Genomic DNA, 20,745 nt, shown 5'->3' with positions numbered 1-20,745 from the left:
GGAATATGGGTTATGCCTCGCGCAGGCTCTGCGCAGGTTCAATATTAATGGCGCGCCAGGCACCAATGCCGGCGACCAGTGTCGCCACGACAATGGTGAGTATCAGAGCGACGAGGCCGTGCAACGGGGTGATCTTACAAATCATTTGATCTGTTGCCTGACTGCCCGCTAACGCCTGGTTAAAGACCTGACTGGCTAAAAGGTAGATCGCAAAGCCGCCGATATAAGCCACCAGACTAAGAAGACAGCCTTGAAAAATCACATAGGCACCCACTGCGGGACGGGTAAAACCGAGCAGGCGGAGGACAGCAATATGTTTACGTTTGCGGTCAACATTCGCGATAAATGAGCCAATAAGTGAGGCAATACAGCCAACCAGTGCAGTGGCGGCAATGGTATTAAAAATAATGCCCAAAACCCGATTGATGCTTTTCACATTTTCTATATCAGCCAGACGGCTGGCGGTTTCGATGCGCTGTTCCCGGAGATCGCGCTCAAGGCTGGCAACCTGATCAATATCGCGGGCGTATAATCTGGCGCGTGCGTAGAGCGGTGGTTTACCGTCAAGCTGCGCACCGCTGGCCATCCCCAACCCGGTTACCGCAAAGCCATCGCGGAAATGTTCAAGCGCCAGCAATAACGAAGGCTGGGTAAAGATCGCGGCACGATTAAAATAGGTCGCAGGCAAAATCCCCACGACGGTAACGCTTTTTCGTCCCCATTCCCGGCGTTCATCAAGCATTCTGCTTACTCGCAAAGAGAGCGAATCACCGACACTGACCGCTAATTTACGTGCGGCTTCCTGAGTAATGACAACCTCGTTTTCCTGATGGAGTTCAAGGGACTTGAGTAAAGGGTCCCCTGAGTCTGTTGGAATAACTTCAGCGTTCTCAATGAAATGTGTGCTGTCTGTTTGCAGGTCAGCAAGCGTATTTAGCGAACGCGTTTGCCCGATGGCGAAACCCACATCGGGTCGCTGCCGTAACTCTTCGATCCAGTTTTGGTTGTAGCTGCCGCTACTCAGCATACGGATTTCCAGGTTGCGAGGGTCACTGGCCAGATCTTCTTGCAGCTGGTTCACAATCCCAAAACGCAAACCGAAAAGAAGTAATAAAGGTGCGATGACAGCGACGAGAGAAGAGACGATGCAAAAAGAAATGATGCGATCGTGCCACAGGTCTTGCATAGCCAGGCGGCCCAGCAGTCTGGCTCGGTTAAAGGACAAAATAGGTTCCTCCCTGTTCGTGCTTCGACGATGCCACTAACGGTTCAGGCTGGGCAGTTAAACAGGGTAAATTGAAATGTTGTACCAGTGGCCAGTCGTGGCAAACAATCAGCGCCATCATGCCTTCCTGGCGGACCAACTCAATAAACAGGCTAAATAATTTCTTTGCGTTGTAGGGATCAAGTGCGGCTGTTGGTTCATCAGCCAGTACCAGTTTTGGACGGTGCAATATCGCACGTGCGAAAGCGGTTCTCTGTCGTTCACCAAACGACAACTGCGTTGGATATTTAGCCAATAATGGCGCAAGTTTGAGAGCATCGATTACTCTGTCCAGCAGCGCGTTGTCGGGGCGTAATCCCAGCAACTGGCACGGCAGAAGGATGTTATCTTTGACGCTCAGATAGGGAAGCAACCCCCCATTTTGCAACACAAAGCCAAGCTGGCGGGCGCGAATACCCGCCAGTTCATTATGTTGTTCATCCTGTATCAGCGTTGCGATATCAAATTGCTGTGCACCTTCGTCCAGCTCGAAGCACCCGATTTTACTGGGTTGCAGTAATAAGCCGATGGCTTCCAGTAGCGTGCTTTTACCACATCCACTTTCACCTGTGACCGCGACCACCTGGCCTGACCGCAGCGTGAGCTGCGGCAGGTAAACCCGGTGAGCATGACTGCCCTGACCACGAACAACGCACAACTCTTCTATGCGCAGCATCAGGGCATCATTTCCAGCGGGATGGGATAAACGCGATCGCGCGGATCGCTTCCTTTTGCCAGCTCAACCCAGCGATCAACATCGGCGTTATATTTTTGGTAATGACGCAGTTTAGATGACAGCGTGCGGATAAATTTCTCCTGTGACAATCCATCCCAGCTTTTCCAGGTCTCTTCGTCGAGGTTCAGGACATCGCTCTTATAGGGAAGATCGGCCAGATATTCTCCCAGCACCCCCAGATCGCCAATGCGGGCATTGTCCTGTTGTTTCAGCTGGTTAGGATCAGCACCCATGGTTGCCGCAACAGTACGCAGTTGCTCAAACATTTTGGTCGGTGAGATCATCCCCTCATTTGCTGCTTTAAGGATCTGGCTGACAGCATCGCTTAAGTCGCTTAGCTGACCTTTGGTCAAGAGAACACGAACGTCGGTGGTAGGAATGTTTTGCTTAATCAGGTCGCGGTCGCTAATCCATGCCTGAAAGACTAACGGGGCTTGTGTGCTGTTACGCTTACCCAGATAGGCCAACTGCATGGCATGTCCAATTAATGCCGTATCCTGAAGCAGCTTTTGTTCCGGTGTCAGTTTCTGTCCATCGTCTTTCGCGTAAAGCGCACTACCAATCGCAGCATCACCCATGTAAGCGGATTTAACCTGCTCAGTAATGGCGGAGGCTAGCGCATCTACCTGCTGGCCAAACATCTTGATATCACCGGCATTTACGGCCTGGTAAAGGTTGGACTGGGTGCTGTCAAAATTGGAGAGATCGCGGTACTGGCTTTCGGCTTTGGCATGGTTATCTTTGCCGCCTGATGTTTTTAGGTGCAGCGTATAGATAGCAATACCGCGGTTACCCGCCTCAAGGCGAAGCTGGCTGGCATCCAGACCGGTACCTGACAGCTTGTTGCTACCGTCAATAGCACCTGCATCGGTAATCAGGACCATGTAACGAGCGCCAAACGGGCTCCAGTCAATGTCATCAATAGCTGATAGCACGCCGGAATACGCATCCTCGTCATACAGAGAACTGGAGACTTTCGCTTCTTTTAAATCAGCGACTTTCTTCAGGAAATCCGTACCATCTTTCACATGGTTAGGATCTGCGTAAATCTTTGTGCGGTACTCAAGGCCCGGAACGGCTTTGGTATTCGAGCGAAATGAGATCAACCCAAACTTAACCTGCCCATCCAGATGCTCTTGTTTGATCTTGCCATAGATCTTATTAACCGCTTCTTTGGTGCGCTCAATGTAAGGCCCCATTGAAATGGTTGAGTCAATAACGAAGACCACTGAGGCGTTAAACCCTTTCAATTGATTTACGTTATCTTCTTGTTTTTTATCCGTTTCAGCTTTACTGACGGAGGCTACGTTAAGCAGGCGTGTATAGAAGCCATCTTCGGTCATGACCTCTTCACCGCTCAGGATTGGCAGCAGATAAAACTGCTTTTGCAGATCGACAAAATATTCGGGCTCTTCAGCCTGAATACCTTCGGCGTGGCCATCCCGTTTTAACTTGGCGCGAAGTGGGGCAACCAGCGATACGGGATCGGGGGCAGAGAGAATATCATCAAGGCTTTTTCTCTCTTTAAAGAACAGCAAACGGTCACGGTTTGCCGGGTTGGTAAATGCCAATGTGAGCTGCATTTTCCAGTCGACGGTACATGACTTTGGTAACCAGCCTATAGTTTTACCAAAGCTATCCGGCCCGACCTTAAGCCAGCTCTGGCCGTTTGCATCTTCTTTTTGATAAACATACAGGCTACTGAAGGCCGGCTGTAGCTGACCTTTATCATCACCTGCGGCAGTCCCAAGTTTGCAGCCCGGGGTAGTGAGAACACGTTGATATAACGTTTTCTTACCTTCCTGGAGCAGAGGTTTGTCGCCATCAGCGGCAAATACATGCCCGCTGAGCAACAGACCACATAATGGCAGAGCCAGACGACTCATTGGATTCCAGGTCATTTTCCTAGCTCCTCAAGGCGCTGTTTGGCTGTTTGGTTGTCAGGCTCCGTTTGCAGAACGGTTTCGTACCAATATGCTGCAGTATCTTTATCCGGTGCTTTGAAACATTCACTTGGCTGGTGGTATTTCGGGTCGTATTCACCTGCGTACACGAGCGCGATTTTGGTATCACCACCCTGGGCACGGTTAGCATACAGACGCTGTGCAACACCACATTTTTTAGCCTCTTTTGCGGCCTGGATAATGGTCAGTAGTTTGTCACTGTCGAGTTTTTCCTGAACGCAGCTCTGGACGAAATCAAGCTCGTTCTGGCTGTTCAAACCCTGTGCAGAACAGGTGCTATGAGCGACAGGCTCTGGTGCGGCGGCGGATGCAGACGCCGGTGTTTCTTGCTGTGCTTGTTCAACGGGAGGGACTTCCGGTGATTTATCCCGGCCTAAAAACCACCACAGCGCACCAGCAATCACGACTAATGCCAGTATTGCCGCGCCTATAACAGGAAGGCGGGAGGACCCCGATTTCGCCGGAGTTCTCGCTTCAGTATGAATTACCGGCTCTACAGGTTCAGGGGCAACAACGGTTTCTGTTGCAATGACGGGCTCAGAAGGAACTTCTGGAGTAGCCAGCATGCTGCTGCCGCTATAGTTACCTGTTTCACCTCTTGCTTCAGAAGAGAGCAGTTCGTCGCGCACCAGCTGTAACGTGGTATTGCGTGTTTCTCCAGAATCCAGCTTGATCTGAATTTGTACCTGGCTTGCCGTCGCCAGCAATGGGTCAAGCAATGTTGGGCCAATACGAAAACCGCTACCATTATTTAACGCATAACCACCGTTCATGGTAAACCAGTGTTGCGCCGGGCTCCAACTGCCATCGGGTTGCAGGTAGTTCTGCTCGTTATTGCACAGTGTAAAGGTCAGATTAGTCAATATTGCGGTTTCACCACGCAGGCGGACCATCAATTGTGCAGTACCTGGCTCTGCCGGCTGGCAGGCGATGATTTTAGCTAGCATGGCATGTTCTCTTGTTTCAATTGGCTGATAATCTGACCAAGTTGACGATTCTGTTCGAAGGAAATATCCCGTGTGGCGCTATGACCCGCATTGTCCAGGACGACGCTCATCAAAGCAGAAAGCCAGTCACCCAGATAGGAAACGCCGGGCTGTGGTGCGACGGTGGCGAGTTGTGGCAACTCATCGTTAGCGAGCTGCTTCTGACGCAGAAACACTTTGTTTTTCTCGCCAACATAGCTGTTGGGTACCTTGTCTGCTGGCAGGGTGAGATAACCAAACCAGGCAATAAAATCACGTATGGTCAGTTGAGCGCGTAAAACCTGACGTGCTCGCATGTGTACGCGAGTTGTTTCAGCCTGCTCTTGACCCGCCAGGGCATGTTTCAATGTCCCTTCCAAATCCAAACGTGTGGCGGCGGTGATTAGCTCTTCGCTGAGTTGATTAATCAGCTCACTGCTCATGCCCAGTTGACGCCACTGCAACGGTTGCTGCGGCAACTCCCGTAGATGGGCTACCCAGGCTTTAAAGGCCTGATGCGCGAAATCGTCATCCTGGCCTACGCGTTCCGCTGCGGCAGTTGCTGGCGCATCAACAACGGCGGTTTCAACAGGTGTAGTCGCAAAGGGATCGCTGGCAAAGGGGTTATCAGCGAACGGATTACCACCAAACGGACTGGTTGCGAAAGCATTGATGGTCGGGCTTTCGCCTTCGGTTTGCGGCGCCTGCTCGAGGTCGCGAATACTCAAATAAATGTTGTTGAGCTCCTGAGTCGGCAGAACCAGGCGTTCGATAAGTTCCCCCATACTGTGGGAACATGCAGACAAGCCCTGCCATAACTCTTTGGCAATTGCTTGTTTTTTCACAATCTGCCCATCACCGTCTTTTTCGTACCACCGGCCAAGACGTTGATCGCCGGTTTCCATGCGACATTGCAGCAGTTGTTGCTGTAAACGTTTTAGCTTGAAGTCGAGATGGGCGACGCCGCGCAGTGCTTTCGTCAGGCGCGACATTCCACCGTCGTTGAGTTCGAGCATTGCCTGCCAGGCTGCTTTCGGTTCTGCAACGTGCATATTCACATTTTTTCCGCAGACGAAGGTGCTGCCCATGGTATCGAGTACATCGCGGTAACGATCGCTGATACCCACTTCCTGGAGTCTCTCCTGCCCGGCATCACCTTCAAGCCTCAGGAAAGGGTTATCAAGCCCGGGTTTGCGTACCAGGAAACAGTTGTTGAAAGGCTGGTTGGGTGCCCATTGTGAAAGCCATTCATAGTGCGAGAAACGCTCCAATAAAGTCATGTGCATCATACCTTCCCAGCCTTCTTTTAACTGGCTTTCGGTATGTTGCAGGCTGTTGACGATACGCATATCACACATGGTGATTGCCCAGAACAAACCCGGGTTGCGGCCCCCGCGCTCTTCGGCACTCTTACCCTGGGTTTTCTCTACCCAGCGGTTTAATACCGGGCCCACATCAGCAACGTCGCTCTGTTTGGCTGAGCTGGCGCATACGACAAGCGCATTCATTTCCTGGTTATCGGTATAGCGTTCGAACAGGTAAGCAACTTTTCCGCGAAGCAGGAGCTGCGAAATCGCGTTAAGTCCATCCCGGCCAGCCTGTTCAAGTGCGGTGATCTTGAGACGACCGCGATAGCCAGGGAAGTCGAGCAGATCAACCTGTTCTACAACGCTGTTGGTTTCAACTTCTGCCAGAGGGAAAATCAGCTCTGTGGTTAAGGCCGCCAGTTCCGCCTGCGTTAAGTTGGCGCTACCAATTTGTTGTTCTTCTTTCCAATAACGGATCTCAACGTTGCGATCCTGGTTGGAGCCCAACCTGTTCAGGCTATCTACGTTCATGATGCTGCCGCTGCTATGGTCAGTCAGCGTTTCCAGCGGGGCAAATACCATCCGGGTATGGTTCAGTTTCGCCAGTACATTGGCTAATGAACGGTAGGTTTCGGTGAGAGCTGGCTGTTCTCCCCACAACAGGGAAAAGAGCTCTGCACGATCATTTGGGCTCAACGTCGGGGCAATTTTCAACACCTGCGGCCACCAGGCGTGTTCAAGTTTCTCAACTGACTTTTTAAAGGAGGCGTTAAGGTAATCCCACAAGGCGACGACATCTTCCTGGCTGACGCCGTTATATTCCTGAACCTGCACAGCACGCTGCAAGAATGGGCGCAGGTGCTCTTCAACCCGGCTTTGGTCAAGCTGATAGCTCAATTGCTCATGGTTGAAGTCGTTAAACCAGGCGTTGGCCAGAATCTTAGCCAAATCGATTTCACTGAACAGTCGCAACGGCACTGGGTATCCAGCCGGCGCGGCAGGCGCCTGACGGGTAAAGCGAGTGACCAGCCCCGTCGCTTCTTTACCTCCGCCGACAGGGTTTACCTCTTTGATAAAGTCAACACGCCTTTCGCCGTAGAGTGCTTCCAGCGACCCATTGCTACCAGCAGCGAGCGCTGAAATGAGGTACGATTTCCCTGCCTGAGAAATACCGAAAAAACCGACGGTCATCGGTGTTTTGGCAACCTGAGTCAGGCTATTGGCCAGATTCCTCGTACGCAGCAAACTCAAGTTGAGTTTGTCTGCTTCGTTGTCTAAACGACGTGAACCGGGGCGTACGTTGTCGACCCATCTGAGTGCGTCCAGGCATCCCTGAGCGATAGCAGCCCAACCCTGAGTGAGAGATTTTTGTTCGCTATTCATTATTTTTTAACACTCCCGCTATCGAGCCAGTGACGGCTATCAATGAGCCCTCTGTCGGGCATCGTATTGAGTTCCAGATCCAAATCACGTTTGCTAAATGACTTATCGGTGTTGCTGCTGACATCGGCGATCGTCAGGCGATCGCTAATCAGTCCAAGCTGACGAGCTCGTTTACCCTTATCGATCGTCAGTCTGACTTTGAGATACGGGGAGCCATTATCCGTGGACTGAGCCGAAGAGAATTTTTTACGTCCTTCTTCGCTAAAACGGAGGGTATACAGCGGTGCTGCAGTCCAGCGTTCTGCATCCAACTGGCGATAGCCTAAGCGCAGGTCGCCACGCATAACGATGCTTTGTGTGGTTTTCTCGCCATTTTCATCGGTGATGGCCGGAAGCTTGATCTGCCCGTTTTCAGACTCGATATGTTGATAAACGATGTCGGCATCGCGAATCAGGTTATCCATATCAATGGTGCCGATATGGCGAATCGTTGAATACGGTTTCAGCTCTGAGGTGCGGAAATGGAAGTTAGGGATGCTGTGGTTTGCACACAACTGCGTGAGCATGGCACCCACTGAAGCCGTACTTTTTGGATCGTCGATATGACCGTTTTTATGGAACGGGTACCAGGTACCCGTCTGATAACCATGTAACGGCAGAATACGCCCTGGCGGTAACGGAAGGTTGCGACGAATAATCGCCTGAATCCCAGGTAACTGAGACGGCCGGCCGGTGAGTAGCAGCAGATCGCAATGATAATAAGACAGCACTTCACAGAGTGCAGTCAGGACTTTATCGATGCTGAACTTACCTGCACAGAGATCGCCATGGAGTTTGGCGAGTGGCAGATTAAGCATGATATCCGCGAGCTTAAAGTCGGTCGGACCTCCCGCTTTCTGAACTTCCCGGCGCACGAATCCTTCGACTTCATCACGAATACAACCCACCGGTAGCAAATCGCCGACACGTTGGTTAATCAGGGTATGCGTTTGTTCATCAAGCGGATCGTAATGTTCGTATGTTCCCAGGATATGTAATGCGAGCGGGACGAACAGTTGCAGGCTCAGTTGTTGGCGAAGCACGGCTTCGGCTGCGCTAATATTCTGCGATCCGCACAACTGGGACATCAATGTTTCAGTGGACATCACACCGGCTTCACGCAGGGCTTGCTCAAAAGCGGGGAGAACGTATGACTGAATAACATCCAGCAAAATGTCATCACCTGCGATCTTAAAACTGTCGCGAAAGCGCTGGTGAGGGATGATATGTACGTTAGTACCACCACCAGTGTGCCCATTATGATCGAGGCGGTAATCGGTGATCACCAGATCGGTGGTCCCGCCGCCAATATCAATTGACGCGATAGTGATACTTTCACGATCGCTACGGTCTGGTCGGCCAATTGCGTCGAAAAACTCTTCCGGATGACCGGCAAAGTTCTGATTAATCTCGGTATACAGGTAAACCAACTGTGCACAGGAGGCTTCGTCCCACTCCACCCTGATTTCAGGTAATGGGATCTTGATGTTTGCTTCCGTATGCTCTTCTTGTACGTCCTCATACGGATCGTTCTCGCCGTTGTGCCAGCGTAACGATTTCCACACCAGGCCGACAGCCTGACGCATGCGTTCATCCAGCACACAGCGTTCAGCCATGGGCATACCTGGCGGAACCGTCAGAATAATATGGCGTAGCTGACGCGGGATCCCAGCGTGTCCCTGGCGAATACGCTGCTCCGGGCTGTTAATCTGACTAATGGCCTGGGTCAGAACTTCTGCCAGCATAAAGGTCATCAGCGAACTGCGTGAGTAGCGTGGCGTAAAGACGGGGATGCGATCCATCTCATCTTCAATGGTGTGCAGGGCTTCGCCTCTTTCATCGATCAGATTGGCAAACGGTGCTGCCGTTGCCAATGGATTGCTGTCCTGCACATAGCTGCCATTAAAACGCCAACCCTGACCATAAAACTTCTCATCCCACAGATAGCGTTTAGGGCTGGATAGGCCTGTTGAACCTTCACTACCTTTACGACGAGCCGCCAGACGGCTGGCTTCACCACCAATACGTGCGATAGTCGGCCACTGGAACGCATCGTGGCGACCGCTGCGTACAGAGCAGTGATCTTTGCCGAAGAAGGCTTGCGAAAATTCGACCCGGCTTTCAAAAGGATCGGTATAGATATGTTCGGGGGCACTGAGATCACGTAGTTTCAGCACATAGTTATGCCTCATGCCTGAACCTGATTGCCCGTGATCTTCAATAAGAATGCCACAGGTGCGCGAGTTGCCCACGTCGAGTATCAGGTCGACGGCGATGGGTTTGATCGCATTGGTTTCCCGATTGGCGATCACCCTGAACTGCGGCAGTTCAATGACGGGTTCAGTCTGGGTTTGCAGACCTTCGACTGGAATCGCCATCAATGACAGAAGGTTCAGGTAATGTGCCAGCGGGTATTGCTGTGCAAGTTCCTGTTCACGCTCGTCGATATCCCGGCCTTTGCTCGCTTCTTTGAATACTTCTTTGAGCCAGTCGGTTATCCAGTCCTGCGTCAGGTACCAATTTAGGGCATAGGTTGCAGTTGCGACGGCGAAGGTTGCCCCAGCATTCACATCTTCCTGGTTCGGGCTGAGGTCAGCGGCAGCCTGCTGTTTAGCCATAATACGGGTGTCGATCGCCAGCGTCATGCGATGGCTATGACCATCTAAATCGGGTTCTGGTAGTTTGACTAAACGAAAACGAGCCCAGTTTAGCGGTCCCTCCTGGTACACATTCGGTGGGCTAAAGCGAAACAAAGGAAGCGGTAACCAGATGCCGTCGAACAACTTCAGGCTCTGTTCAACAGGGATATCGTACTGGCTTTTGGCCTTCTCGATGTTATCGGGGGTCGGCTGATAGAAATAGTAATCGCGCTGCTCGTTGTAAATTAAACGGGTGAGTACACCGTTTGCTAATTTGACAAACTCGCCAGCAGGCAGGCGGCCAAGGGACAATCCGAAATCCATAAACTGGATCCCAGAGTCACCCACGAGGGTAATTTGACGATCGAAAGATACAATCTCAGGCAACATAGTTATCTCGTCCCTGTTCAGGAATTAGGTTGAAGCATGCGAATAGGGAATGTTTTTTCCCCATCATTGCTGCCAATACAATCGGCGTGGCCAGCAGCGGGTGATTTGCACTCGATTGTCGGCACAATAAAGTTTGAACCGTCGCTACATTTCATCTGCTCAGGATTGGTGATACTCAGCGCCCCTTGCTGCACATTGCCGCTGGCAGGGCCACGGCAGGTAACACCGCTGGACTGACGTATGCTGACGGTGCCATTACCCTGGGCAAAGTTATATTGCAGTTGCAACGGTCGCCCGGTGAGCTTGTCCTGAATACCACCATTCACGCGCCATTCGCCGTTAAGAAACTGCGCTGGGCCATCGGGAAGGGCCGGAGGAAGCGTCAACGGAGTGCCCTGTGCCGGGATGACTGGCGGAGTGGTGGCTGGTTGAACTGCGGGTGGCGTTTGAGCGTCTGCGGTGCCAGGTACAGCAGGAGGTGCCGGAGTAGTCGACGCATCGGCGTTGGCATCACTTACAGGAACGGCTGGCGGAATTGCGTCGTCACCGACCTGTGCGGTTGTTGTCTCTGCCGGAACGGCTGGCGATGTTGGTTCGAGTGCTTGCTGTGCATCGACTGGAGTACCCTCAGATATGCCAGGGACGACAGCTGAACCCACGACGGTTTCTGAACCTGTGCGGGAAACCTGCGTTGTTACATCGGAAACGCCTACGGCTGGACGTTCGATGGCTGGAGCTGTATCGATCGCCGTTTTATCCGTGGTGATGGCAGGGAGTCCCGGAATGGAGAGTGATGGCACGCATCCTCGTAGTAGACCTAATAATAATGCCAGCAGCAGCAACGCAAGTAGCAACCAGAGTAACCAACGCCAGCTCCAGCGTCTGCGCACTACGATATCTACAACAGGTGTAACCGCCGGGGTTACGGCGGCGTCTACAGGAGACAGAGGGGTTGAGGCCGCGAGAGGGGTTGCTGGTAGTGATGCCGGACTCAGCCAATGCATAGGATTACGTTGTTCGCCTTCCGGATGGACAAATCCCCAAAAGGTAATCACCAGGATTCCGTTTACGAGATACACAAATTCGTAATCCGGGAAATGTGTGACTGACTTCAGCAACTGTGCGAAGACGCGGCGATCGCCCCCGGTCCCGTTTTGCTCAGCATTGAGTAACTGTTCACTTAACGCCTGCACTGACATTTGAAACGCATTAAATTGCTGGCGCGCTGATTCCCGCTCCGCTTCACTCGCACCGCTCCAGGGGATGACATCGCCAGGGAAGCTGCTGTACCAATCGGTTCTGTCACCACCCTGATCGTTTTGTGGGATAGCTAAATGACGAGCCAAATCGCGCCCTGCATCAAGACGGTAGATTGCTTCACGTAACTGGAACGCCATCTTAAAAACGGGATAGCCCGTTTCACCCAGAGCCTTAAATGAGGAATTATGCCCGGTACGCAGCAGTGGTCCCTGAATCGAATTTCGCATTGTCTAAACCTTGTAAGGCTGTGATTTAACAAAAGCCACAGTGATGCAGGCTATTTTTTATTCGCACCAGGCGTCCATTCAAAACCCCAGCCATAGTGCTTATCCAGCGACTTCCGGTCAGGGAAGAAACGGTCCAGACGTTCAACGTTGATATTGCCATCGACGTTTTTGAGTCTGGCTATCGCCGCAACGTTATTGCGCTGATTGCTGTCAGTCAGCGTGGATATAATGGGGGATTGATCGGGCACATAAATCGTGATGGTGGCATTGGTCCCTTGCCAGTTGTCGGCACCGCCGTAAATGAAGCTATAAATCAGAACCTCATCAATATCCTGCCAGTGGCTACCATTAATGAAGAGCCACTCACCATCTTGATCGTTACCCTCACGAAGATCTTGTTGCAGCAACAGATATGGCGGTTTGTCATAGTTACCCAAGAACTTACTCAACGCTTCGGCACCACTGATCTTGCCGTTTTTAAAACGAATAAAAGCGGCGATATCGAGGTCGATAGGCTCTTTATGGCTTCCCTGTTGCCAGGTCAGGTTGATTTTAATCCGCCCAAAATCTTTGCGTTTCTCCAGATTTATACTGGGGTTTGCCTGGGTTAAGTTCGTGCTGGCGGGGGCGACAGCAGGTGCAGCAGCAGGCACATCGTGATGTACCGGAGGAGGGGGCGGGGTTAAGGAATTTTTATGCCACCACCACCAGGCGCAAGCGATTAGCAGCAACAATAGCCATGGCAGGAAGCGTCGCCACCATGGGATAACGATCACGGGAGGTAGGGGCGCTTCACTGACAATGGCCCAGTTGATTAGCACAGGTTCGCCACCTACGCTATAGCAATTAAGATCGCGCGAATGTGTTAGCAGTCTTTGCAAGGCATGCGCCGAATGTTCTTCGCCGCGTGCGAGTAGCTGCTCAATCAAACCGGCCAGAATATCCTGGTACTGCTGGCATTTACTCTGGACGGCGGATTGTTCCGCATCGCTTAGCGCAGAAAAGGGCTTTGCCAGCCCCTGGCGTTCAGTCCACCATTCCAGATGTCCTTGTGAACCACGACGAGCAGTGGCGTAGAGTAGTGCCAGAGACGGTGGAAGATGACGGTGTATGATCGCAACCGTCTCCTCGTAGATTGTCAGAGTCGCTTCATCAATAGGCGCAGCAGTTGTTAATCGTTGCATAACCGAAATCATTATTGTTGTGAGTTGTATGCGTGGTATGCATGCAGCTGCATATCAGCAAGCCAGAGCCGTTTTCTTCAGCAGCAGAAAAAGTGGCCAGGTGACCAGCGCCACTTTTAGTGCATCCTTAGCGAAGGGTATTTGCTTCTTCCAGAACTTTGATTTTCTGCTTGGCTTCTGCGACTTTCTTTTCAATTGCAGCAATTTCACTTGCGCCACTGGCATGCTGAGACTGCCGCTGCAAGTCCTGTAATTGTTGAATTTCCTTCTGGCGTTCACTGCTTTTTATTTTGCTGGACTTCAGCTGTGCAAGGGTCTGTGACAGGTCTGAACGCACGGCATTTAACCTTGCTTGTTCATCGGCCAGCTTCTGATTGACGTTCTGCTGTCGGTTTTGGGTATAAGCCTGCTGTTGCTTCGCCGACTCATTTTCATACTGGCTGAGTCGAACCTGCTGCTCTTTTTTATCAACTTGCTGACGATAACCGCCGGATGTGGCGCAGCTTAGTTTGGTAATAAAACTCGGATCTTGTGCGTGTAAATCACAGTCCTGTGACGATGTAGTACAGCCGGTAAGCACAATAGTGGCGAGAAGCAGATATTTTCTCATCAAATTGTCCATGAATAGAGTCAGATCATGGCGCTTTATACATTAAAGTCGCCTTAAAATAGGCCGATACTCCGACCGGCCAAATGTTGTTAACCCAGAGAGATGGCCTGGCGTTGTTCGTATAACTCGTTCGTTTCTTTTTCCAGGTCACTAATCTTGCTATTCAGACTGCTGTACTCTTTATTCAAATTAGCAAGCTTGGTTTTCTCTGCAGATGTGGTAGTGGTTTGTCCTTGCAAGGCGACCTTATAGGCAGACTCTTTGTCTTTCATGCCTTTCACTGTCTCTTTCATCTTACTTATGTTGGCATCGATTTGTGCTAATTGCATTTTGGCACCTGCTTTATCAAAGCCAGCCTTATCTTTTTGGATGCTAATTTTGGTTAAGGTTGCCTGGTTTTCACTGATAACCTGTTTCATGGCAAGGGTAGATTTTTCTACTGCAGCGGTATCTTTGCTGATATCCGTATCCATTGCCTGCAGGCGATCGGCTGTGGAAGCATAATCTTTTTTCAGGCCATCAAGATAGTAGTTAGCCGTCATACCCGCTGCGCACCCAGCAGCACCACCAATGGCAGCACCTGTAATTGCTTTCTTGGTGTCTCCAGCCAGAGCACCAACTACAGCGCCAAGCGCAGCACCTGATACCGCACCAATGCCACAACCTTGCGCGCCAGAAGCGCTAAAAAACTGGGCTTGCTCGGTGGTTGTCAGACGTGGATCCGCTTTTGTCCCTGACAGTAGAGTACTTCCGGTATTAGCGCAGCCACTCAGCAGCAAAGAGGTAGAAATCAAGAAACAAGCCGTTTTTTTGTTAAGTGAATTCACAATTTTTTCCTTAAAAAAAATTCAATGGCAATAAACAGACATATCAAGACCTAAATATTTAGGTTATGTAAAATTTTCAAGCGAGATCAGGCAGGATTTTACTTTATTTATAAGTAACCCCAAACAAAGCATAGCAGCATATTTATTTCAATTGTTATTATTCTAAATCGACACAATGCCTCGCCTTATCTTATGCAATCTATTTTGTACATTATCTTATACTGAAAATGCAATTTTTTAATTTATCAAATTATGGTACCAAGCTATGTGCAGGAGTTAGTGCAAATGCCATCAGCCATATATCAGCCAATGATTTCTATTAGGTATCAACTATATTGATCGCACTGGTCCTGCCATTGCTGCCTTTCACTTCTAGCATTCTCCTTCCTGTTCTAACAGGTATTCATGATGTATAGCCTGATCGGTAGCTGCAAACTCAAAGGCATTGAGCCAGAAGCCTGGTTGCACTACGTGATCGGCGTCATCAATACATGACCAGCCAACCGCGTGAAAGAGCTGTTGCCCTGGAACGTCATCTTCTTCTCTGTAAACTAATTTTTACCCCACGTCCTTGATGGGGACTTACACGAGATCTGACAATAAATATTATCTGCGGCTGATACCAGAACGAAGTATTACTTTTACTGGTTGTCCATCCTTGCAAAGCAATTATGAACGCCAGTGAAAAACAGGGGGAATCCGACGTGAGTGAAAAACATGCATATTTCAGAAAAATGTAAACTAAACTTGCCATCTCTATCAACGCGAAACCTTTTCCTCCACAAATTCTTGGCCCTCTACTGAATGCAAGATTAAGAGCACTGTTTTTATCCTTAAGAGAACAGTAGGGGGTGAGCAAGAACCCGCTGTTCTACCTCAAGGGCCACCTCGTCTCTTTGCTTACGCAGTTGATGAGCTGGAGTGCCAAGCGCGGTAGGACGACGACAGCAGCATTCGTGCCGGGAACGACGACGGTTTGCTCTGTCATAGTCTGGGTGATGTCAGCAGCAAGGCGCTTTCCCAGACGGGGCGCGAGTTAGCTGAGCTGGGTCGCCAGTTTTGTCTCTCCCAGCAAAGCGAGTTTTTCGGGCGAAGGATATCACTGGAGCAGATCGAGCACGGCCGGGTGATCCAGTCTCGGGCCGAGAACACGCTCCAGAGCCGGATGTATCTGGGTCAACAGACCGCGGATATCAGCACTCTGAGTTTGTTTTCGTTTGGGTAATGCTTTATCGAACAAGCGCTTATGTTTGCCTGCCATTGCTTCATTTCCTTCGCAACAGCCACGCATTTCTTGGCAGTTAAACAGGAATTTAGCTGTTCCTGAACTTTGTCAAACTCTTTGGCATATTGCTCACGAACACTGGCTTTACAGCTACTGTTGTTGCCACAGGCAACCAGTTCTTCGCTACGGCTTTTCTGCTGGGTTGCGCTGAGCGAGTTATTCTCAACAACAACTCTTCCCGATGCAGGTTGCTGCGATGAGCTCGGTTTTTCCCTGTTATTTCGATTGGTTAATAACAATTTTGTCTATTGTACTTTCTCCCTAGGATTTTTTTGCGCTGTTAAGCGTTTTTGGGGGCACAGACGCTACCGCCCCTCTGCAACAGAGTTGAACGAGCATGGCTGAACGCAATTCCAGCACACAACAGCACGCCACCACAACCGCCGTCTTCGAGCCGCAGGCGCATTATTACAGGGTTGGTTATCGACCCCGCTGCCGCAGTTTACCCTCAAGGGCCGCTGGCTGAAGGCGCTAGCCTTCTATACCGGACTGACAGTAGTGGTCACTGCCGAGAAGGGATAGCTGGCTATTGAGTCGCAGCAGAAGGTCTAAAAACCCCGGCTTTTGAGGGCGGGGATTTGCTTAATCAACTAATTTTTTTAAATATTTAAACGGTGGTTCACTTATATCAAACTTCATCTCTTCGATAAGTTGAGTTATTAACTCATACTCATTTTCAGTTATGGTGATGTCATACTCGCTTATATGGTCGCAAAGAATCTCAAAAGCAAGAGGCTCCTCGTCATATTGAATATAATCTAAAGCGCCATCAATTAAATCCGGATCTAATCGATCTTCAAGCAACTTTCCTAATTGACTGATTTTTACACCAAACATTTAATAAATCCCTTCATATTTTTTTATAGGTTTCGATGCCGGAGGTACAGGTTTATTATCGGGAAAGGCTGTAACAATTTTCCCTGTAGCCGGTTGATAAACAACACGAATACGGACACCATCTCTGACTTCATATGCGACCCATTTGGCAGGATCGCCCTTAGCGGTATACATACCACTGGTTCCTGTCTGAGCAAACCATTTAGTATCAGGCGACGTTGCTATATAACCCACAGTATGAACAACCTTGTCTGCTGACCAACTTTGAGGGAAAACTGTTTTTCCTGGATTTCCGGGATACAGATGTCCACCTTGTGTAGGGCTATCCCCATATATAATATGCTGTTTCGCTTCCGGCGAAAGAATATCCACATATTTCTGGTTTACAGGTGATAATCCAAGATCGGAGCTTTTCGCAACAGATAAAAACGCATTAGCTGCTACATACTGAATCAGTTTTGCTTCACTGGTCGGCACACCACTCGCCAGGATTTCCGCAGCTTGTTGCGGTGTCATTTCTCCATTTGCGGTCAACGCACTGACCGGAACCCCAAAGAATTCGCCCCTGGCAGTCAACAGACCTTTAACGGCATCCTGCCCTACAGGTATCTGACCCTGTGAGTTTTTAATCAGTGCTTCTGTTAACTCATCTGCTGTAGCGCCATTCTGGATCATACTGGCTGCAAACGACTGCTGGAATAACCCCATATCTGCCATGCCTTTTCCGAAGCTGTTCGGACCCAGCGCATTATTCTCAACAACAATTCTTTCCTGTGCGGCTTCCTGTCGTTAACCCGGTTTTTTCCTTTCCTTTCCGTGAATTAAAACCACTTTCCCCTGCTGTACCTCCGGAACGGCAACTTTTTGCTCTGTTAAGCGTTTTTGGCTCCGCAGACGCTTCCACTCGGTCGCGACACCTAATCTGCTACTCCACTATCATATCAGTATGAAAACGTGATGCCACGACACACGCCTCAGAAGCGTCTGTAATTAGCTGAATAGTCTTATCGTTCTTTTCTAATCAAAGAGTCATATTTTCCAAACTCAGGAAACTGATCATAATTACCCGTCACATCGACCGTCGTTTGACTCTCTTCCAGTTTATAGGGATTAAAATGTTCTGTAGATTCAATCTGTCAATGCAACACCCCTTTCAATTATCTCTTTCGGTGTTTTGAACTTCAGTGTCTTTCTCGGTCTGTTGTTTAGCTGAGCAGCAACCAGATCTAGTTCATGTTGAGTATATTGGGCAAGACATGTCTTTTTAGGAAAGTACTGCCGAATTAGCCCATTTGTGTTCTCATTTGTTCCCCGCTGCCAAGGACTCTGAGGATCGCAGAAGTAAACTTTAACGCCGGTGCTGACAGTAAATTCTAGATGTCTGGCCAGTTCCATTCCTCTGTCCCATGTCAGTGATTTTCTGAGTTCTGACGGTAAACTCAGGAATTTGTCGGTAAGAGCCTGATTTACTGAGACAGAATCTTTGCCCCTGAGTCTAAGGATGATCGTATAACGTGATTTTCGGTCTACAAGTGTGGCTATATGAGAGTTTTTTGTACCTGAGACTAAATCGCCCTCCCAATGCCCCAGAGAGCGTCTGTTATCGATATTTCGGGAACGTTCGTGAATTGGTGTTCCGTTCACTATGTTAATCGTACCTCTTTCGCCTTTGCGGGTATGACGCCTGCCATGGCGAAGGCTATGCGACCGTCGCAGATGCTGTATATTCAGGTGGTGTAGCGCTTCACGGCTACGAAAGTACAGCGTTTTATAAATTGTCTCAGGTGATATTCGCAGCGTTTTTTGACGTGGTTTTGTTCGCCTTAACCATCCTGATATTTGCTCTGGAGACCATTTCATCTCCAGCTTTTCCAGAACAAGCTTTCGCAATGGTAAATTTTGATCCAGTAAGCACGGTTTTGGCCTTTTCGCCATTCTGTTGGCTCGGTTATTAGCATCAACAGCTTTGTAATAGCGTCTGCCCCGATTACGCTGAACTTCACGTGAGATCGTCGAAGGACTGCGATTCAGCGCAGTAGCTATCGCACGAATGCTCATTTTGGCTGACAAACCAGCTCGTATCTCCTCGCGCTCAGACAGTGTCAGGTGAGCTACAGCCCGCTTACGCTCATGGGGTTTTATGCCGCCAGTATCCCTTAACATAGTGAAGATCGTTCCGGGTTTTGAACCCAGGATATTCGCTATTTCACTGAAGCCTGTTCCGTTCTTCCATAGTTCAAAAACAGAGGCTTTTTCCTCTGCTGTAAATGTTCGTCTCATTCAAAAAACCTCCGCAACCCCATGTTTTCACATAACTGTTGCGTTGACCAATTGAATCTACAACTTTCAATTGTTGAATTTTTTTCTCGCGGCGAATTTTACGTTCTTCAAACACGGCCACGATGGCCATCAGGCAGATACAACCGATGGCGGCGGTATCCAGCGCGGCGAACGTGCCCGCCCAGCCGGTCAGACCAAAAATCGGCGTGCCGTCGGCAATCATCCCCAGACCCAGCTTGGCGAAGCTGTCACCAATCAGGTATGCGAAGGTGCCTTTAATCCCATCGGCTGCGCCGATCGCTTTTTTCGGTACGAATCCGACGGCTGCAACGCCGATTAACAGCTGAGGACCAAACACCAGGAAGCCCAGCGCAAACAGCGAAGCCAGATAGACATACTGGTTGCTGGCGTGCTGATAAACGCCCAGGGTCGCGATAATCAACGCCAGCGCCACGCAGGCTACCAGCGCACGACGACCGTTAGCCAGGTCAGAGAGCCAACCCCACAGTAACGTGCCGACCAACGCGCCCACTTCAAACAGGGTAAAGCCCTGAATCGCCACTTCTTTGGAGAGCTTCAGCTCCTGGAAAGCGTAGACAGTGGACCACTGGTCGATACCGATACGCACCACGTACAGGAAAATGTTGGAGAAGCACAGCAGCCAGATCACTTTGTTTTTCAGCACGTATTCAACAAAGATCTGCCATTTGGTCATCTCATTTTCTTCAGTCTCTTTGTCCTCTTCGCTTATCTCCTCGCCGAACAGCTCTTCAGCTTTACCGAGGCCATAAGACTCCGGGGAGTCGCTGCCGTAGCGCAGGCCGATAAAGCCGACAATCAGGGCGATAATTGACGGGAAGATAAACATACCAATGACGTGACCGTCGAACAGATAGTTGGCGCCAAACAGCGCCACGCCAGCCGCACCCGCACCACCGAGGTTATGGGAGATATTCCACATGCCGAGGTAAGAACCCCGCTTGCGACGCGGCGTCCATTTGGTGATGGTGGAATAGCTACACGAGCCGCCGGTACTCTGGAAAAAACCGCTCAGCGCGTAGAAGGCGATCATCAGGAACAGGCTGGTTGAACCCGCCCCCATGCTGGCGCTGAAGCCGAGCATACAGATGGCGGAGAGGATCAGCATAAACGGCAGGAACTGCTTGGTATTTTTGCCGTCTGCGTAGTAGGAAACCAGCGTTTTACCCACGCCGTAGGTGATGGAGAAGCCCAGGCCAATCATTCCCAGCTGCGTCATGCTCAGCCCGTAGGTGGAGATCATGTCGTTCTGCGCGATGTTGAAGTTTTTGCGGATCAGATACATGGTCAGGTAGCCAATAAAGACCACCAGATAGGACTGCATGAACGGTTTGAACCACATTTTACGCCGCACATCGAGCGGCAGATCCAGGGTCGGCTTGCGTACCTGGTTTAGAAAGGCCAGCATTTGACACTCCCGAGCTAATTTTTATACCTGCGAATGGCAGGCATTGTAAAAATCAGCCGGGAGACGCGCCTGAGACAGCGTCCAGGTGAAACCGGGAAAAT

13 protein-coding genes and 3 pseudogenes are annotated in these 20,745 nt (G+C 50.3%); 1 reads left to right on the top strand and 15 read right to left on the bottom strand.

Annotated elements, in window-relative coordinates; genetic code table 11:
* Positions 1 to 10: 10 nt before the first annotated feature.
* From HV037_RS00270 to HV037_RS00225, 10 genes are all read right to left on the bottom strand, one after another.
* Entirely contained in the window at positions 11 to 1,225 is a 1,215-nt protein-coding gene (locus tag HV037_RS00270) for an ABC transporter permease (protein WP_077899761.1), read from the bottom strand.
* Positions 1,215 to 1,940: an ABC transporter ATP-binding protein gene (locus HV037_RS00265; protein WP_044254422.1), complete on the bottom strand. Its 726-nt coding sequence runs from the start codon at positions 1,938 to 1,940 to the stop codon at positions 1,215 to 1,217. The genes HV037_RS00270 and HV037_RS00265 overlap by 11 nt, the downstream gene beginning before the upstream one ends.
* The gene (locus tag HV037_RS00260; RefSeq protein ID WP_046401683.1) at positions 1,940 to 3,901 is read right to left on the bottom strand and encodes a vWA domain-containing protein; all 1,962 of its coding nucleotides are present in this window, start codon (positions 3,899 to 3,901) and stop codon (positions 1,940 to 1,942) included. Before HV037_RS00260 ends, HV037_RS00265 begins: the two co-directional genes overlap by 1 nt.
* The gene (locus tag HV037_RS00255) at positions 3,898 to 4,911 is read right to left on the bottom strand and encodes a hypothetical protein (RefSeq protein ID WP_052443878.1); all 1,014 of its coding nucleotides are present in this window, start codon (positions 4,909 to 4,911) and stop codon (positions 3,898 to 3,900) included. The genes HV037_RS00260 and HV037_RS00255 overlap by 4 nt, the downstream gene beginning before the upstream one ends.
* The gene (locus HV037_RS00250; RefSeq protein ID WP_103284419.1) at positions 4,905 to 7,619 is read right to left on the bottom strand and encodes a virulence factor SrfC family protein; all 2,715 of its coding nucleotides are present in this window, start codon (positions 7,617 to 7,619) and stop codon (positions 4,905 to 4,907) included. Before HV037_RS00250 ends, HV037_RS00255 begins: the two co-directional genes overlap by 7 nt.
* Positions 7,619 to 10,687 (bottom strand): virulence factor SrfB, encoded by a 3,069-nt coding sequence (locus HV037_RS00245; RefSeq protein WP_046401685.1) that lies wholly within the window; start codon positions 10,685 to 10,687, stop codon positions 7,619 to 7,621. Before HV037_RS00245 ends, HV037_RS00250 begins: the two co-directional genes overlap by 1 nt.
* A 17-nt stretch (positions 10,688 to 10,704) precedes the next feature.
* Positions 10,705 to 12,174 carry an SrfA family protein gene (locus HV037_RS00240; RefSeq protein WP_103284418.1) on the bottom strand — a complete coding sequence of 490 codons (1,470 nt, stop codon included), beginning with the start codon at positions 12,172 to 12,174 and terminating at the stop codon, positions 10,705 to 10,707.
* Between the two features lie 50 nt (positions 12,175 to 12,224).
* The gene (locus tag HV037_RS00235; RefSeq protein WP_103284417.1) at positions 12,225 to 13,358 is read right to left on the bottom strand and encodes a tellurite resistance domain protein; all 1,134 of its coding nucleotides are present in this window, start codon (positions 13,356 to 13,358) and stop codon (positions 12,225 to 12,227) included.
* A 127-nt stretch (positions 13,359 to 13,485) separates the two neighbouring features.
* Positions 13,486 to 13,968, bottom strand: a complete 483-nt coding sequence (locus tag HV037_RS00230) for a hypothetical protein (protein WP_044254435.1) — start codon at positions 13,966 to 13,968, stop codon at positions 13,486 to 13,488.
* 89 nt (positions 13,969 to 14,057) lie between these two features.
* Entirely contained in the window at positions 14,058 to 14,795 is a 738-nt protein-coding gene (locus tag HV037_RS00225) for a hypothetical protein (RefSeq protein WP_044254439.1), read from the bottom strand.
* 405 nt (positions 14,796 to 15,200) lie between these two features.
* Here HV037_RS00225 and HV037_RS00220 point away from each other — a divergent pair.
* Positions 15,201 to 15,290: pseudogene (locus tag HV037_RS00220) on the top strand (transposase domain-containing protein); the annotation flags it as partial.
* A 350-nt stretch (positions 15,291 to 15,640) separates the two neighbouring features.
* Here the strand turns inward: HV037_RS00220 and HV037_RS00215 are convergent.
* The 5 genes and pseudogenes from HV037_RS00215 to uhpT all read right to left on the bottom strand — a co-directional run.
* Positions 15,641 to 15,987: pseudogene (locus HV037_RS00215) on the bottom strand (IS110 family transposase); the annotation flags it as partial.
* 675 nt (positions 15,988 to 16,662) lie between these two features.
* Positions 16,663 to 16,917: a MafI family immunity protein gene (locus tag HV037_RS00210; RefSeq protein WP_046401687.1), complete on the bottom strand. Its 255-nt coding sequence runs from the start codon at positions 16,915 to 16,917 to the stop codon at positions 16,663 to 16,665.
* The gene (locus HV037_RS24770; RefSeq protein ID WP_077899760.1) at positions 16,918 to 17,634 is read right to left on the bottom strand and encodes an EndoU domain-containing protein; all 717 of its coding nucleotides are present in this window, start codon (positions 17,632 to 17,634) and stop codon (positions 16,918 to 16,920) included.
* A 411-nt stretch (positions 17,635 to 18,045) separates the two neighbouring features.
* Positions 18,046 to 19,197, bottom strand: coding sequence for an IS30-like element IS30 family transposase (locus HV037_RS00200; protein WP_001254932.1), 1,152 nt, complete (start codon positions 19,195 to 19,197; stop codon positions 18,046 to 18,048).
* A gap of 67 nt (positions 19,198 to 19,264) precedes the next feature.
* Positions 19,265 to 20,644: pseudogene (uhpT, locus tag HV037_RS00195) on the bottom strand (hexose-6-phosphate:phosphate antiporter); the annotation flags it as partial.
* Positions 20,645 to 20,745: the final 101 nt, after the last annotated feature.

Origin of the sequence: Citrobacter sp. RHBSTW-00017 (genome assembly GCF_013797615.1) — a bacterium.
Taxonomy (GTDB): Bacteria; Pseudomonadota; Gammaproteobacteria; order Enterobacterales; family Enterobacteriaceae; genus Citrobacter; species Citrobacter braakii.
Note: the sequence above shows the minus strand (reverse complement) of the source record. Positions and strands in the feature narration are given on the sequence as shown.

What these genes read in the sequence shown, in the direction of transcription:
- HV037_RS00230 (WP_044254435.1), bottom strand. Translation starts at nt 13,968, where the DNA reads ATGAGAAAATATCTGCTTCTCGCCACTATTGTGCTTACCGGCTGTACT.
- HV037_RS00210 (WP_046401687.1), bottom strand. Translation starts at nt 16,917, where the DNA reads ATGTTTGGTGTAAAAATCAGTCAATTAGGAAAGTTGCTTGAAGATCGA.
- HV037_RS24770 (WP_077899760.1), bottom strand. Translation starts at nt 17,634, where the DNA reads ATGGCAGATATGGGGTTATTCCAGCAGTCGTTTGCAGCCAGTATGATC.
- HV037_RS00250 (WP_103284419.1), bottom strand. Translation starts at nt 7,619, where the DNA reads ATGAATAGCGAACAAAAATCTCTCACTCAGGGTTGGGCTGCTATCGCT.
- HV037_RS00245 (WP_046401685.1), bottom strand. Translation starts at nt 10,687, where the DNA reads ATGTTGCCTGAGATTGTATCTTTCGATCGTCAAATTACCCTCGTGGGT.
- HV037_RS00240 (WP_103284418.1), bottom strand. Translation starts at nt 12,174, where the DNA reads ATGCGAAATTCGATTCAGGGACCACTGCTGCGTACCGGGCATAATTCC.
- HV037_RS00235 (WP_103284417.1), bottom strand. Translation starts at nt 13,358, where the DNA reads ATGCAACGATTAACAACTGCTGCGCCTATTGATGAAGCGACTCTGACA.
- HV037_RS00265 (WP_044254422.1), bottom strand. Translation starts at nt 1,940, where the DNA reads ATGCTGCGCATAGAAGAGTTGTGCGTTGTTCGTGGTCAGGGCAGTCAT.
- HV037_RS00200 (WP_001254932.1), bottom strand. Translation starts at nt 19,197, where the DNA reads ATGAGACGAACATTTACAGCAGAGGAAAAAGCCTCTGTTTTTGAACTA.
- HV037_RS00260 (WP_046401683.1), bottom strand. Translation starts at nt 3,901, where the DNA reads ATGACCTGGAATCCAATGAGTCGTCTGGCTCTGCCATTATGTGGTCTG.
- HV037_RS00255 (WP_052443878.1), bottom strand. Translation starts at nt 4,911, where the DNA reads ATGCTAGCTAAAATCATCGCCTGCCAGCCGGCAGAGCCAGGTACTGCA.